This window comes from Paenibacillus sp. P2(2022) (assembly GCF_029522175.1).
Classification (GTDB): domain Bacteria; phylum Bacillota; class Bacilli; order Paenibacillales; family Paenibacillaceae; genus Paenibacillus; species Paenibacillus polymyxa.
Genome location: NZ_JAKWFI010000008.1, coordinates 129,665 through 143,841, shown reverse-complemented (window position 1 = coordinate 143,841; position 14,177 = coordinate 129,665). Strand labels below are relative to the sequence as shown.

Genomic DNA, 14,177 nt, shown 5'->3' with positions numbered 1-14,177 from the left:
TTATGCACACAACCCGCACATTGGACTCCCTATGGCACAATACTCTTTTATGAGGTCAAAATATAAGGACCGTTCTTTGTAATCGCAATGGTGTGCTCATATTGAGCGCCCCAACTGCCGTCTGCTGTGCTGATGGTCCAACCATCATCCCCCCAGAGCACCGCGCCTTCGGGTCCGAGGGTAAATACCGGCTCAATGGTAATCACCATCCCTTCGCGCAGTGGCAATCCCGTTCTAGCGCGACCGTAGTGGAGAACGTCCGGCGGTTCATGTATTTGGCGGCCAATCCCATGCCCGATCAGAGATTTGACGTTACCGTACCGTCGCCAGCCTGCCGCTTTTTCGACCGCATGCCCAATATCCCCTAATGTCCGGCCGGGGCGGGCAACCTCGATGCCGCGCATCAGCGCCTTATGGGTCTGCCGCAACAGCCTTGCTACCGGCCGACTGATGTCACCCACTGCGTAGGTCCATCCCCGGTCAGCAAGCCATCCGTCCTTGTTAACCACCATGTCGATGGTTACAATATCCCCATCATGAAGCACCCGCTCCGAAGGAAATCCGTGACATACCACCTCATTGACCGAAGCGCAGGTCGCATAAGGGAACCCCTTGTAGCCCTTTTGTTCAGGCGTAGCTCCACGCTTGTTTAGAAATTGCTCCACCCAAGCATCGATTTCAAGCGTTGTGATTCCCGGAAGAATACGACTTTCCAGCGCACGATGGCAATCTGCCAAAATACGCCCGGCCTCCCTGATGTAGCCGATTTCCTCCGGTGTTCGTATCGCTATTTCTATTGGAATCCGCCTCCTTTGAGCATACAAATTCACTAAACCTATCCCATTGTATGCAGGACGGACACAAAAAAACCGTCTCCTCTAGGGAAAGACGGTTTATAAAAGTCGTGTTTCTAGTTGTTCGGGTAAGCGAACCCTTTAAGATACTGAAGAATTGATGCGGCCGAGTTCGTTTTCCACCACCATGGTCAACTCTTCCTCATACCCTCCTGTTATCCGGTATTTTCGCACATATTCCTTTACAAATTTTTTGGGATCCTTAGGCCGGAAAATTCGAGTCATTTCCCGCAGACTTTCCTTAACTTCATTGTGACCTTTCGTTGCCATGTAACTCCCTCCCAAAACGTTGAAAATAAGTGCTCCGTTGAAGAGAATGCCGAAAAGTATTGATGTCCTTATGCAGTGAAGTAGTATGTCTAGTGCAGCTTAGGTCGGGAATGCCTTACGCGAGGCATGTACCTGACACTATTATTAACCGATTTTCTATTGGCTGAATCACTACCCCATTATACCATATTCAGATACAGCTTTCAGCTTTCCAGTAAATTTACATTGATTTTACCTATCTTTTACGCTTCATAGCATTTGGAGTTCTCAATTAGCTGCTGCATAGAGGTATACCTTATTTATCGGCTTTTGGAGCGTATGTGTTTGGGGTAAAATAAATAAACATAAAAAGGGGGGAAAGGGATGAGCCGTTATGCTCCACTGTTCACTGCACCTGTTGCCCGTCTGTCTGCGCTGAACCTCGGAACTTGTGAAGAGGAAGGCATCGATGCCTCCCTACTTGATCAGGCAGATCATGAAATCCGAGCTAAATTTCCGAAAATGCACAGCTTTCTCCTGCTTCGCCACGGCAAGCTGATCTGGGAGCGCTATTACAACGGTCATGAAGCAAGCGCTCTGAACGATTTGCGTTCCGCGACCAAAAGCTTCACTTCCACGCTCGTCGGCATGGCTATGGCACGTGGGGATATGCCCGGACCAGATACGGCTGTGCATAAGCTGTTGCCTGAGTATTTGCCCCGGCGGAAGGAAACACTGCTAGAGCGGATTACGATTCGTCATTTGTTGACTATGACGTCAGGCTTGTATTGGCAGACGGGCAAAAAGCTCGGCGAAGCCTTTATCCACCGTTTTCATCGCAGCAAGAGCTGGCCGTCCTTTGCCCTCCGCTTACCTGTACAGGAGGATCAAATCGGGGTATTCCAATATCGCAGTGTTGATTCACATCTGCTGTCCGTGCTCCTGACCCGTTGCTGTGGCATGGACGCCTATACGTACGCTCTCCAGCATTTATTCGAACCGTTAGGTTTCGGGAGAAGTGGTTGGGCACAAGATCCAGAGGGTTACACCATGGGCCATATCGGACTGTATCTGACGTCGCGAGACATGGCTAAATTCGGCGATTGCTGCCTTCATCAAGGCATCTGGAATGGAAGAGAATTGATTCCAGCCGATTGGCTGCATCAGGCGACGCAGCGACAGATTGAAGGCTATCCAGAATTCGGAGATTACGGATTCCAATGGTGGACTGGACGACTCCACGGCATTGACTATGCGTGTGCACACGGACATGGAGGACAGCAAATATATCTGATACCGGAAGCGAATGCAGTCGTGGTATTTACAGCAGACAGCAAGGTGAGCCGTTGGAAAAACCCACGAACACTGCTAGAGCGTTTCGTCTTGCCAGCCGTATCCTCCCTCAACTTGGAACGTTCCTAAAATGAGCTACATGTGCTTATTGAATATAGGGGGCTAAACAATCATGAAAGTCTCAGCACCGAAAATTCTAATTTTATACGCCAGCTACGGGGAAGGCCATGTGCAGGCCGCTCGGGCAATCATGGATAGTCTGCGAAGACTCGGACACTGCGAGGTACAACTACTCGACCTGATGGCTGAATCTCATCCATGGTTGAATGGGCTGACCAAATTTGTATATATGCAAAGTTTCAAAACCATTCCACAGCTTTACGGCTGGGTCTATAACATCACGCGCGGTATGCAGGCTAAATCAGCCTTTGGCCATGTGTTGCATTCATTCGGAATGCGTCAACTTGCTCTTACACTGAAAAAGGAGTTGCCGGACCTCGTGATCCATACGTTCCCGCAGCTCGCTCTCCCGGCGTTACGCCGCAAAATGGGAATGAATTTGCCTATTGTCAACGTGGTTACAGACTTTGACCTGCATGGGCGCTGGTTGCATCCCGATATTGACCGCTACTATGTAGCCACTGAAGATCTGCAGCAGGAGGCCGCACAGCGGGGAATACCTATCGAACGTATTACCGCGACTGGAATTCCGATTCACGCTTCTTTTTATAGCCTATCTGTCAACGAACCCCCTGATCAGCAACAGGTAATCCCACCGTTACAGGCTGAGACGACTACGCTGCTCATTATGGCAGGTGCGTATGGTGTGTTATCCGGCATACTGGATATCTGTCATCATTTAAGCCAGCTGCCGCAGCTTCGACTGCTGATCGTCTGCGGACGCAATCAGCAGCTGAAAGCAGAATTGGATGCGCTGTATGCAGACCACCCCGACATCTACACCTACGGATTTGTGGACTACGTTCCAGCACTTATGCGAGCAAGCAGTCTGGTGATTACAAAGCCCGGCGGTATCACACTCTCGGAAAGCATCGCATCGGGTTTGCCTATCCTGGTGTTCAAACCCGTACCCGGTCAGGAACTAAATAATGCTCTGTATCTGCAGCAAAAAGGAGCTGCCCGCATTGCTCGCACAACGGAGGAACTGATTCAACATTGTCTGGATCTGATCTCCACTCCCTCTCTTGCTAAGGAAATGAAGCAGGCGATTGAGTTACTTCGCAAACCTCATCCCGCAGACCAGATTGCCGAGGATATTTTACAGCAGCTTGTGGATAAAAGAACCTCCGTCCGGACAAATTAACGAAGAATAAGCCAGACGGAGGGGATACCAATGGAACACAAAGGAAAGGATTTACTCCCACTAACGGGTGAAAAGGTAGAAGTGGATGGTATTTATGTGGATGAGGATGGACATGAGCAGCATTTGCACAGAGGCCAGCACTTTCCCGCTGATGTTGTTTTGGGTACTTCTGAGTGGAAAATGACCGAATATGCCTTTGAGAACCATCACGAAGGACATACCGATGAACGACTTATCCCCAAAGAGGATGACAAGAATAAAATGGGTAAAATCACACACCCGCGCCGTCATTTAAAAACTGGTGACCGATAATTACGGAAGTATATCCACAATTACTACCAATATGTTGATAGTTTGTGGACAAACTGTGCGCAAACTATGAATTATTGTAATATTGTCTACAGTTTGTGCACAAGTTGTGTATAAACCACGTTGTTTTTGTGGATAAACACTATTATGCGGTGGATAAAGTGCGTACAACATGTGCAAAACATGTGTATAACTGTTTAAAAGGCTGAACGAATCTTTTTCGTTCAGCCTTTTTCGTATTTTTATACACATTCTCTAATTCGCAAATAGCACATGGAGAAGTGTAAAATGGAAACGGGGACAAACAGAGTCAAAAGAGGAATTACCGAAATGTAAAAAGGCGGTGTCATCATGGACGTGATGAAAGCGGAACAGGAATGCAGGAACGTGAATATAGAAGCATCTAGCGAAACTCGTTGACCAAAATTTGGAGTAGAGGTGATCCGAATGGCATCTATTAAAATCCTTTCTCTTAATGTCGGTATGCCCAAGCAGATTCGGTTTAATCAGAAGGATGTTTCTACGGGGATATTCAAGTCGGCCACAGATGAATATCTGTATTTATCTTATCTAAACTTCGAAGGGGATGGGCAGGGCGATCTAGTTCATCACGGAGGGCACGAGAAAGCTGTATGCGTCTATCCCTACGAGCACTACCCGTTCTGGGAAAATGAATTGCGGAGTCCGCTCGATTACGGCGCATTCGGTGAAAATTTAACGATAAAGGGTTTGCTAGAATCCGACGTTTGCATTGGAGACGTCTTTAAGCTTGGCAAAGCTATCGTTCAAGTTAGCCAGCCGAGACAGCCTTGCTACAAGTTGTCCCTCAAGTACGGCGTACCCGACATGCCCCTAAAGGTACAGCAAACAGGCTACACGGGATTCTACTTCCGCGTTCTGGAAGAGGGAGTTGTCTCTAAAGCCGACGGACTATCCCTCCTTCATCGCCATCCGAAAGCAATTACGGTTTCATTTGCCAATCGAATTATGCATCAAGAGAAGGATCATATCGAGGGTATTAAACAAATTCTCGAAGTGGAAGAATTGTCCGTAAACTGGAGAAATACGTTTCTAAAACGTTTGGCGGGAACAGAAACGGATTCTCGGGAAAGACTATCAGGCAATTCGTAAGGAAGAGGTTCAATGAGTTAGTATGTTTTGTGTAGAGTGAACTTTTTTACCGAGATCGGGCATATCCTTCAATCCTGTCCTCATAGCTTGTATAGTACGGAGACTTAGCTTGAATCATTTATAAAGGAGGATATGCCTGACATGTCAGTCTATAAGTCTTCCACAGGACTGGATGAAAATATAGCAGCTGTCCTGTGCTATTTGTTCGCATTTATTGGAGCGCTGGCCTTTGTCATGCTGGAAAAGAAAAGCCGATTCGTATTATTTCACGCACTGCAATCCATACTTCTTTTTGTAGCCCTCATGATCGGGCATGTGCTAGTCGGATTCATTCCGCTACTCGGTCCTTTGCTCGCTTCCCTGCTAACGCTGGCAAGCCTTGCCATGTGGATTATCTTGTTAATTCGTGCGGGACAAGGAAAGTGGCTCAAGCTTCCCTGGATAGGCGATCTGGCTCTTCATCAAGCCCGGCAGTTATAAAGACAGCAAAAAACCTTGATCCTAAACAAGGATTCAAGGTTTTTCCGTTTGGGCAGTTCATTCTTTTACGCTTGCTTCTTCTGTCCTTATATGAATGTGTCCTAGCTTATCTGGATTAACCATTAAATAAAAATTCTGAATATGCTCCCCGTCCGGTGCCAGTCTGAGACACAAGGTTTCTCTCACTTCACCGTCTTTCAGAAATGCCAGCTGAACCTCACCATTGATGACCGTGTGGACCACATCTCTTTCTCGTAAAACGGTTAATACCCGACGAGAGGTCAACAGTGCGAGAACGCCTTTGCGTACAACCATCGGTCTCATCACCGTATGCACATTACCTCCACCATCTGACACGAATACAGGTTGTTCAGCCAGTAGTTCCAGCATAGCAGTCACATCGTAGGCGAGAAAAGCAGTTGTAAAACGTTCCAGCAGTTTTACCCGGGAAGAGTTATTTATATTAGGACTGATTGGAGCTTCAGGAGCAGAGTCTCCGGAAGATAGAATACGACGGGAGCGACTGAACAACTGACGACAATTGCTCTCGGTCTTGCCCAGTAATTCCGCAATATCTTTATAATCATACTGAAAAGCTTCTCTCAGCACAAAAACAGCCCGTTCTATCGGCTTTAGCTGCTCCAGCAGAACCAGAAATGCGTAAGATATCATATCTTTACGTTCTAACCAATCGGCAGGGAGATCTGCGCTTTCACCCAACGGCTCTGGTAGCCACTGTCCTACATACGTCTCTCTTTGCTTGCGCGCAGAATTCAGTAGATTGAGACACCGATTCATCGTCATTTTGGCTACATAGGCTTTGGGGTTCTGTATGTCATTCAGGGGCTTATGCTCCAGCTCGACAAAGCAGTCTTGAACGACATCCTCGGCATCTGTAACCGTTCCAAGCATGCGATAAGCAATGGCAAAAGAATATTTGCGATATTTCTGATACAGCTCCTCCAGACTTACATCCACCGATTCCTGTTCAATTCCGTATTCTTTGCCAGACAAAGCATAGCCCCCTATTCATTAAAGACTGCCTGGATACATCCCGGTCGCTATGGCAATCCGGTTCCAGCTGTTGATCACATTAATTGCCGTGATCAAATCTAGGTATTCTTCCTCACTAAAATGTTCTCTGACCCGATTATACAAGTCTGTAGGTACCCCTTGCTCTGAGATATGAGTGACCGCTTCAGCTAATTCAAGCATAGCACGTTCTTTTTCCGTGAACAAAGGAACCTCCCGCCATAAAGCAAGCTGCAAAATATGGTCAGCATAATCGCCTAGTTTTAGCAAATCCTTTGCATGCATATCAAGACAATAGGAACAGCCATTGATTTGGGATACTCTAATTTTCAATAGTTCGTACAATACTTTGTCTGTAAAACGGCCGGAAATATATTTTTCCATCTCCATCATTGCCTTGAATGTACTAGGACTCACTGCTCTGTGATTAAATCTTAAACTCACGATATATCGCCTCCATTATTGGTTTACATATAGAAGACAAATGAACATGTGGTTTTGTGACAAAGTGCAATACATCAATTTGGAATTGCCCTCAGTAGGCATAGCATGTATTATAAATAAATGATTTTATGTAAAGAAGGTGTACATCACATGAGCGGAAAAGGTTTTATTCAAGAATTTAAAGAATTCGCTGTACGGGGTAACGTGATTGACCTCGCGGTCGGCGTTATCATTGGTGGAGCGTTTGGCAAGATTGTCACTTCTGTGGTGAACGATATTATTATGCCTCCGATTGGTAAACTTCTGGGCGGCATGAATTTTCCAGACTTATATGTAGCTTTACAAGCTGCCGATCCTCTAAATTCTGACGGTACACGCAAAACCCTTGCACAAGCCAAAGAAGCAGGAATTGCGGTCCTTGCCTATGGTCAGTTTATTAATGTCCTGCTGGACTTCCTCATCGTGGCCTTCTGTGTGTTCATGCTGGTCAAAGGGATTAACATGCTGAAGCGCAAAGAGGAAGAAAAACCTCCTCAGGAAAAAACGATCAAGGAATGCCCACATTGCCTGTCCGAAATTCCTATAGCTGCTACCCGCTGTGCACATTGCACATCCAAGCTAGAGGGATTCGTTGAATCACGCTGACTCAACCTACACTCCTATAAATACAACAAACGGCTTAAGACGGTGTATCGTCTCAAGCCGTTTTGGCATTAGTATAGAAATCCCATTAACTGAAGTTGGTAATAATACCCCGAGGTCTGACTGGCAAACCTTCTGCGTACAAATGGGAGACATCACCGAAGCCAATGCAACGGGGAACTGCCCATTCCTTGGAGCGTTCATCAAACAAGATGGTGGTTACAGAGCTAGGCGGCATCCAAAAACCGGACCAGACCAAAGCCAAAGGTAGTTCCAACAGATGTGCAAGCCAGGTCAGCCCGAAGCCGCCATGACAAAATACGGCTACCCTGTCTTCGGTATGCTTCAAAATTCGGTACCTGCCCTCCACCCGCTCAAAGCCTTGCCGCTTCAGGAATTCATCAGAATGAACCTTCAGTCGCTCGAAGGTTTCGGGACTTTGCGTCCCCTGATAATAGGAAATTTCCTTCCAAGAGTCATGAGTCGGCAGAGGCGACCCGGAACGAATCACTTCACCAGGCAAATCCCAATGGGAAAGACGACCGTATGGAGTATCCTCCAGCTTTAGAGCCAGCTCCTGCGTCCAGTCCTCCACTTCATAAGTCATACCGAGAGAGTCGGTGGTGTAGCGCATTGTGTCCAAAGCCCGCCCTAACGGAGAGACGTAAATACGGTCCAATCCGTGACTGGACAGTCGTTTGGCCAGTGCCTTGGCTTCCAAATGTCCCTCCGGCGTGATGGTGTTGTTAGGGTAATCAGGGTCTGCATGTCGGATAATATACAATCTCATCATTGGTTCTCCGTTCCTAAGAATGGCGACAGGATCGCTTGATCTCATTCCATTGGTTAGCTCTCCTGATCTTTAATTAATGTTTATTCAGCAAATTTTCCAAAATCGCGCGCAAATCTCTGTCTTCTTGGTAAACTTCCTCACCCGTATCCAGCTCAATAACCCGGATATATGTATAGTTCGCTCTGGCATCGACTGGTTTAAAAATCAATTCCTCCGGGTTGTCTGGACGCACATCATAGCCCATATTTTTGAACATATCTGTTATTTGGTCAATCCCCGGCTTGCCTCCGCTTTCCAGCATAATAAGCCCGCGCAGTTCTTTGGGCTCCTCTGGATGCATCACTCGGAAATGTACAATACATTCCATGTAAAATCGCTCCTTTCAATCATAAACCTATGTTATGGCGCAAATCTCCATGTTCCCAGCATACCCCAAAAGCTACTCCACATTCCACATCGACCATCATATCGTCAGGGTGGAAAACACGTTATACTGTAAAGTAAGACTTTGATTTTCTGCTGATTATAGGAGGAACCACGATGACTAGCGAGCTTCTGGATATCTATGACGATGAAGACAACCCCCTTGGCACAGCCTCTCGACAGGAAGCACATGCCAAGGGATACTGGCACCATACCTTTCACTGCTGGCTGGCACGAGACACTTCGACAGGCCGCCGCTTGCTATTCCAACAGCGTCAGGATACAAAGGACACCTTCCCCGGATGCTACGATATTACAGCAGCAGGGCATTTGACCTCAGGCGAAGATATGTCCCAGGCAGCTCGCGAGCTGGAGGAAGAACTGGGCATTCAAGTTCCCTTTACCTCCTTAACACCGCTAATGACCGTTCGGTATGAAAGTAAAGGTACTGCACAGGGCACCTCTTTTTGGGATCGGGAGGTCAGCTCGGTGTTCGGACTGCTGTCCAACCAGCCCCTGGAAGCCTATCGTCTTCAGCAGGAAGAAGTAGCCGGACTGTACGAAGCAGACCTTGAGCAAGCACTGGCCCTGTTTGAAGGCCATATTCCATTTATCGAAGCCCAAGGTATTACGTCGGGGCCGAACCCGGAAAAAACTCGCCGCCTGATTACACCGGATCAATTTGTTCCTCATCAAGCGGGCTATATTACATCTGTATGCCGGGCTCTGATGGAACTTCCCTCCCAGTAGTCCTTAACCTATTCTCCGGCTGACATATATTTGCCGACAATGCCTTCATACCGCCAGCCATATCGGGTCGACAGCTCGCTGCCCATATCATGCTCCAGCTCATACAAAATAAGATCCTGGGCAAAATGATCAAGCAGCAAACCTGTCATCACCGGATGCTCGGTAATAAGCGCCTGTGTCGGGCAATTCTCTCCCCGCATTCCCAGCATGCACCAACGCCGGTCAATAACAAAGGAAAACTTGCGCCCTGACGGTTCCTGGCCGTTTGTACCAGATGCACGCGGTAGCCACGGCCCCAACATGCTTTCTCCGTTGTCGCAGGACCATAGGAGTCGCACACCCCGACTCTCGGCTTTTTTCAACTCTTCCCGCAGCAGTTCGGCTTCCTCACGCCACAAATCCAGCACAATCTCATGCTTAGCCCGTTCCAGCTCGCGTGTCAGGCTTTCCAGCACCTTCCGGTCACCTTCCACGTTATAAAAGGTCGGCTTGGCTGGTTCTGTTCGTGGCATCTCCTTCTCCACCGCCAGCAGGGATTCCCGCATCTGCCCTTCAATCATCCGGGTCAGCTCACCCGGCGGCAGCATGCTGTAGCGTACAGGTTCTCCTGCACTCGCTCTGAGATATCCCTGTCCGGCCAAACGCTGCAAAGCTGCGTACACGTTGGAGCGCGATGCCCCCAAACGCTTAGCCACTTCATAGCCGGACGCTGCATTTTGTCTCGAAAGCTCGACCATCACCTTGGCTTCCATCTCCGTAAAACCCAGATTCCGCAGATGTTGCAGCAAACGCTCCATATGTTCTGTTCCCCCTATGCTGCCCGGCGTTATGTCTGTGTCCTGCGGCAGCCTGTTCGGCTGCGTCAAATCTGTTCAGCTCCACAGCGCGGGCACCATTTGGAGCCTTTGGGTAGTTCCGCTGTGCAGATTTGGCATTTTACATTTTCGCGTATTTGCGTAGACGGTGTTGCCGGCTTCTCGGACCCGGAATTGTTGGCCTTCCAATATCGAATGCGCTCATCCAGCTCCTCTTGACGCTCCCGCTCACGTTCCAGTTCTTCAAGACGCTGGTGTTCTTTCTCCAGTTCTTCCTGACGACGGCGCTCCCACTCTTCATCAAATGCCGCTTTTTCTTCCGGAGTAAAATCAGACACCGTGTAATTGCGGTCTAATTCCGTTGGATCATGCGTTTCATACCGCTCATCCTGTTCATGCCGATCGATGACTTCATCTACTGCATACTCCGTGTAAGCAGGCGCAGCATCCTTCACTGCCTCTGACTTGAGCAGATCAAACGAATAGGCGTCTGTCGGCACCTCTTCCCGCACGGCCGCTACTTGCTTGGAGGCAGCCTGCCCTTCATTCAGCTTGCGCCCACATTTAGGGCAAAAGTTCGCATCCAGCGGTACAACTGCACCACAGGTACATAAATGGGCATTTTTCAATTCTGCAATTCTGCTGCGCAGCTCATCAATTTCATCCTGAAGCTCATCACAAGCAGTAGACAACTGTGTCATCTCGGTTTCAGCCACTGACATATCGGATGCCCGGTAACCTTCGTAAAAGATTTGACCCATTCGTAAAAAGTGTACATCCATTTCCTGCTGAATTGTTGTAATTTGCGAATTGATCTTACTAATCTCGACAGCATGCTGCGCCTTTTCTGTTGCGCGATTAGCGCCTTCCTTTATACGTTGAATCAGCTTCATCGTTATTTCCTCCCCATATCCAGCCGGATTTCACTGTACCGTCCGTATATCCCAAAGTTTTTTTCTGTTGGCAAGCCTCGAACTCCTGTATAATGGAATGCGGTCATATTGCCTGTTTGAAGGCTATAGGCATTGGCGTCAACCTATTAACGTTCTGACGCTCCAGCTCTAGATCCGCATGAATTCAGTATCATTTTAGTCCATCGCCTTGTTCTTATCATCATCTAAAGCTGACTAGAACTCTATCATACCAAAAACTACCCCCATTTGTGAAAATGGAAGATTTTAAGAACGAAAGGGGTTTCAGGATCATGAACCCAAATCCTGCATTTTACCCCCGACCCATCGGGGTTCCTTATTCAACGACGAGCCCTCAGGCACGTCGAGCTTCTATGGATACCAGTATAACGCTGGTACCCGACACCGACCAAGACGCGGCCTATTTTCGTGCTATAGAGAATGCGGGCATTCATCTGAACCGCCCGCAGATTCAGGCTGTACGCCATGGTAAAGGCCCCCTTCTCACCCTGGCAGGGGCTGGCTGCGGCAAAACCACGGTGCTGGCAGCCCGTGCAGGCTACCTTATGGCGATGCGGGATGTCCCTGCATCTTCCATCCTGCTGGTGACCTTCACCAGCAAAGCAGCTGCCGAAATGAAGCTGCGCATCGCGGGATTACCCGGTGTGCGACCTACCGCTGCACGCGCAGTACAGGCGCGTACCTTCCACTCATTCGCTTTGGCGATGCTGCGTCATCGCGGCGTGCAAGACGAAGTGTTCGGTGAAACGCAGGCCCAACATACCGTTATGAAAATGATGCTACGCCAGCTTGGACTGAGTGAGGCTTTCCAGCCGGAAAGCCTGCTGTCCGCACTCTCCGCCTGGAAAGCGGAAGGCCGTAGCGCAGACGAGTTGCCGGAAACCATGCGCGAGGAAGCGGATGCCAAGTGTGCCATGCTCGCCTATGAAGCGTGGAAACAGGAACGCAATAAGATGGATTTTGACGATATTCTGCTGCGTGCCTCTGTTCTCCTGCGTGACCCGGATGTGCTTCAGCCGCTTCAACGGCGTTTTTCCTATATCATGGTCGATGAATTCCAGGATACGAATGCCCTGCAATACGAAATGGTGCAGCGATTGGCTGCGAGGCATCGCAATCTGATGGTCGTCGGAGATGATAACCAGACGATCTATACCTTTAACGGAGCCCGCCAGGAATCCATTCTGGAATTTGACAAGGTCTATAAAGATGCAAAGGTCATCACCCTTGATATTAATTATCGTAGTGATGCGCGCATTTTGGGGCTGGGTTCCAACATCGTCGCTAAAAATGTTCATCGACGTTCCAAACGTCTTGCGGCTGCTGGGCGTGAGGGCTTGCCGCCACAGTTTGCCACCCCATCCGGGCCTGAGGAAGAGGCGGGACATATTGTTACTCATCTACTCGGACAGGTAGAGGAAGGTCGGCTTCGCTACCGGGATATCGCTATTTTGCACCGGACAGCCAGCGGAAGCCGATCTATTTTTGAGCAATTGATTATGCGGGATGTCCCATTTATTCAGTACGGAGCGGGAGCCGTATTTTACGATCAATCTCTGATTCGTCCCTTAATGGACCACTTGCGTCTGTCGCTGAATCCCCGGCGAATGGAATCTATTCCAAGCACCCTTGGACCGCTGTATGTCTCTCGTGAGGCCGGAATGGAATGGATTATGCGTGAAGAGAAGCAGCAGGCTAAAAAATACCCGCTAATCCACCTCAGCCGTTGGGATCGACTACGTGATTTTCAGCGTGAACAGGTGAAAGAACGCATTCGATTGATTCGCAGTCTCACTACCATGAAGCCTGCCTATGCCATTCAAGAAATGCGGCGCGTCTTTTATGACAAATATTTGGAAAGCGGAGATACAGGCGCATGGACACATTATAAGGAAACGATGCAAGAAAGTCTGGAGGAGCTCGAAACGGCAGCCAAGCGCTTTGACACGGTAGAGGCATTCGTCAACTTTGCGGACGAGCTTTCCGAGCGCCACCGCCAGATGGAATCTCTGCGCAGAGAGGAAGACAGCGATGCTGTTCGGCTCATGACGATCCACCGAGCCAAGGGACTAGAGTTCCCTTGCGTATATTGGATCGGGGCCAGCGAAGGCATCCTGCCGCACAGCTCAGCTCTACACAGCGAGCTGCCAGAGGATCGTCGGGCAGGCGCCGCCCCCGCAACAGCCGTGGATAACGATGCTGCGCTGGAGGAAGAGCGTCGCCTCGCTTACGTAGCCGTTACCCGGGCGAAGGAGCTGCTGTATATCACCTCCCCCGCCTCCAATCACGGCAAGCCTGCCGCCGTGTCGCGTTTTCTGCTGGAAGCCTATGGGGTCACCCCTGAAGTCTCCAAGCCAGAAACGCGCCGCAGTAGCTTCGGCCAACCGAAGGGTACTTCGGGGTATGGCAGCCGGGCTGGCGGTGGTTCGCCAATGTCTGGCACGGCAACCCGTGTGAGCAGCAGGCCGGGACCAGCCCCAGCACCCCCTACAGCACGTACGGCTTCGGCGGCGGCTAAGTCGCAGACAGAGCCACGCGTCAATGTGCCTGTGTGGAAATGCACGGACGCCGCCTGCAAGGCATGGATGCGGCGCGACACAGTAGGTGGACGCCGCACAACGGGGACCAATGCAGGCACGCCGCCGGTGTGTCCGCTTTGCTCCTCCCCGATGACGGAGGGAACGCGCAACATCCCGGCCAGATAAA

16 protein-coding genes are annotated in these 14,177 nt (G+C 49.4%); 8 read left to right on the top strand and 8 right to left on the bottom strand.

Annotated elements, in window-relative coordinates; translation table 11 throughout:
* Positions 1-47: 47 nt before the first annotated feature.
* Positions 48-830 carry a type I methionyl aminopeptidase gene (gene map / locus MMB75_RS21475; RefSeq protein WP_107734813.1) on the bottom strand — a complete coding sequence of 261 codons (783 nt, stop codon included), beginning with the start codon at positions 828-830 and terminating at the stop codon, positions 48-50.
* Between the two features lie 105 nt (positions 831-935).
* On the bottom strand, positions 936-1,124 hold the full coding sequence (locus tag MMB75_RS21470; RefSeq protein WP_007428354.1) for a hypothetical protein: 189 nt from the start codon (positions 1,122-1,124) through the stop codon (positions 936-938).
* A gap of 363 nt (positions 1,125-1,487) precedes the next feature.
* Here MMB75_RS21470 and MMB75_RS21465 point away from each other — a divergent pair, with 363 nt between their 5' ends.
* The 5 genes from MMB75_RS21465 to MMB75_RS21445 all read left to right on the top strand — a co-directional run bounded on the left by MMB75_RS21465 (position 1,488) and on the right by MMB75_RS21445 (position 5,640).
* The gene (locus tag MMB75_RS21465; protein ID WP_025363931.1) at positions 1,488-2,525 is read left to right on the top strand and encodes a serine hydrolase domain-containing protein; all 1,038 of its coding nucleotides are present in this window, start codon (positions 1,488-1,490) and stop codon (positions 2,523-2,525) included.
* Between the two features lie 43 nt (positions 2,526-2,568).
* Positions 2,569-3,720 (top strand): MGDG synthase family glycosyltransferase, encoded by a 1,152-nt coding sequence (locus MMB75_RS21460; RefSeq protein ID WP_102998364.1) that lies wholly within the window; start codon positions 2,569-2,571, stop codon positions 3,718-3,720.
* 30 nt (positions 3,721-3,750) lie between these two features.
* Positions 3,751-4,032, top strand: a complete 282-nt coding sequence (locus tag MMB75_RS21455) for a transposase (RefSeq protein WP_277510573.1) — start codon at positions 3,751-3,753, stop codon at positions 4,030-4,032.
* A gap of 444 nt (positions 4,033-4,476) precedes the next feature.
* Positions 4,477-5,160, top strand: coding sequence for an MOSC domain-containing protein (locus MMB75_RS21450; RefSeq protein WP_016819538.1), 684 nt, complete (start codon positions 4,477-4,479; stop codon positions 5,158-5,160).
* A 141-nt stretch (positions 5,161-5,301) separates the two neighbouring features.
* Entirely contained in the window at positions 5,302-5,640 is a 339-nt protein-coding gene (locus tag MMB75_RS21445; RefSeq protein ID WP_019686043.1) for a DUF4870 domain-containing protein, read from the top strand.
* 57 nt (positions 5,641-5,697) lie between these two features.
* Here the strand turns inward: MMB75_RS21445 and MMB75_RS21440 are convergent, their stop codons facing one another.
* A complete protein-coding gene (locus tag MMB75_RS21440; protein WP_017428007.1) occupies positions 5,698-6,654 on the bottom strand; it encodes a sigma-70 family RNA polymerase sigma factor in 957 nt (318 codons plus the stop codon).
* A gap of 18 nt (positions 6,655-6,672) precedes the next feature.
* Positions 6,673-7,116 (bottom strand): carboxymuconolactone decarboxylase family protein, encoded by a 444-nt coding sequence (locus tag MMB75_RS21435; protein ID WP_277510566.1) that lies wholly within the window; start codon positions 7,114-7,116, stop codon positions 6,673-6,675.
* Positions 7,117-7,266: 150 nt separating this feature from the next.
* On the opposite strand from MMB75_RS21435, the gene mscL reads away from it, so the two are divergent.
* The gene (mscL, locus tag MMB75_RS21430; RefSeq protein ID WP_222821966.1) at positions 7,267-7,761 is read left to right on the top strand and encodes a large conductance mechanosensitive channel protein MscL; all 495 of its coding nucleotides are present in this window, start codon (positions 7,267-7,269) and stop codon (positions 7,759-7,761) included.
* 85 nt (positions 7,762-7,846) lie between these two features.
* On the opposite strand, the gene MMB75_RS21425 is transcribed toward mscL, so the two are convergent.
* Both MMB75_RS21425 and MMB75_RS21420 read right to left on the bottom strand, forming a co-directional pair.
* Positions 7,847-8,548 carry a histidine phosphatase family protein gene (locus tag MMB75_RS21425; protein WP_025363925.1) on the bottom strand — a complete coding sequence of 234 codons (702 nt, stop codon included), beginning with the start codon at positions 8,546-8,548 and terminating at the stop codon, positions 7,847-7,849.
* Positions 8,549-8,624: 76 nt separating this feature from the next.
* A complete protein-coding gene (locus MMB75_RS21420) occupies positions 8,625-8,918 on the bottom strand; it encodes a hypothetical protein (protein WP_016819532.1) in 294 nt (97 codons plus the stop codon).
* Positions 8,919-9,091: 173 nt separating this feature from the next.
* Here MMB75_RS21420 and MMB75_RS21415 point away from each other — a divergent pair, with 173 nt between their 5' ends.
* Complete coding sequence (locus tag MMB75_RS21415) at positions 9,092-9,724, top strand: NUDIX hydrolase (protein ID WP_277510558.1); 633 nt, start codon at positions 9,092-9,094, stop codon at positions 9,722-9,724.
* An 8-nt stretch (positions 9,725-9,732) separates the two neighbouring features.
* On the opposite strand, the gene MMB75_RS21410 is transcribed toward MMB75_RS21415, so the two are convergent.
* Positions 9,733-10,521, bottom strand: coding sequence for a TrmB family transcriptional regulator (locus tag MMB75_RS21410; protein WP_017428008.1), 789 nt, complete (start codon positions 10,519-10,521; stop codon positions 9,733-9,735).
* A 65-nt stretch (positions 10,522-10,586) separates the two neighbouring features.
* A complete protein-coding gene (locus MMB75_RS21405; RefSeq protein WP_277510557.1) occupies positions 10,587-11,432 on the bottom strand; it encodes a zinc ribbon domain-containing protein in 846 nt (281 codons plus the stop codon).
* A gap of 311 nt (positions 11,433-11,743) precedes the next feature.
* Between MMB75_RS21405 and MMB75_RS21400 the strand changes: the two genes are divergently transcribed.
* Complete coding sequence (locus tag MMB75_RS21400) at positions 11,744-14,176, top strand: UvrD-helicase domain-containing protein (protein ID WP_277510556.1); 2,433 nt, start codon at positions 11,744-11,746, stop codon at positions 14,174-14,176.
* Position 14,177 lies beyond the last annotated feature (1 nt).

Coding starts and splice junctions, on each gene's coding strand:
- MMB75_RS21470 (WP_007428354.1), bottom strand. CDS start 1,124: ATGGCAACGAAAGGTCACAATGAAGTTAAGGAAAGTCTGCGGGAAATG.
- MMB75_RS21465 (WP_025363931.1), top strand. CDS start 1,488: ATGAGCCGTTATGCTCCACTGTTCACTGCACCTGTTGCCCGTCTGTCT.
- MMB75_RS21460 (WP_102998364.1), top strand. CDS start 2,569: ATGAAAGTCTCAGCACCGAAAATTCTAATTTTATACGCCAGCTACGGG.
- MMB75_RS21455 (WP_277510573.1), top strand. CDS start 3,751: ATGGAACACAAAGGAAAGGATTTACTCCCACTAACGGGTGAAAAGGTA.
- MMB75_RS21450 (WP_016819538.1), top strand. CDS start 4,477: ATGGCATCTATTAAAATCCTTTCTCTTAATGTCGGTATGCCCAAGCAG.
- MMB75_RS21445 (WP_019686043.1), top strand. CDS start 5,302: ATGTCAGTCTATAAGTCTTCCACAGGACTGGATGAAAATATAGCAGCT.
- mscL (WP_222821966.1), top strand. CDS start 7,267: ATGAGCGGAAAAGGTTTTATTCAAGAATTTAAAGAATTCGCTGTACGG.
- MMB75_RS21425 (WP_025363925.1), bottom strand. CDS start 8,548: ATGAGATTGTATATTATCCGACATGCAGACCCTGATTACCCTAACAAC.
- MMB75_RS21420 (WP_016819532.1), bottom strand. CDS start 8,918: ATGGAATGTATTGTACATTTCCGAGTGATGCATCCAGAGGAGCCCAAA.
- MMB75_RS21415 (WP_277510558.1), top strand. CDS start 9,092: ATGACTAGCGAGCTTCTGGATATCTATGACGATGAAGACAACCCCCTT.
- MMB75_RS21410 (WP_017428008.1), bottom strand. CDS start 10,521: ATGGAGCGTTTGCTGCAACATCTGCGGAATCTGGGTTTTACGGAGATG.
- MMB75_RS21405 (WP_277510557.1), bottom strand. CDS start 11,432: ATGAAGCTGATTCAACGTATAAAGGAAGGCGCTAATCGCGCAACAGAA.
- MMB75_RS21400 (WP_277510556.1), top strand. CDS start 11,744: ATGAACCCAAATCCTGCATTTTACCCCCGACCCATCGGGGTTCCTTAT.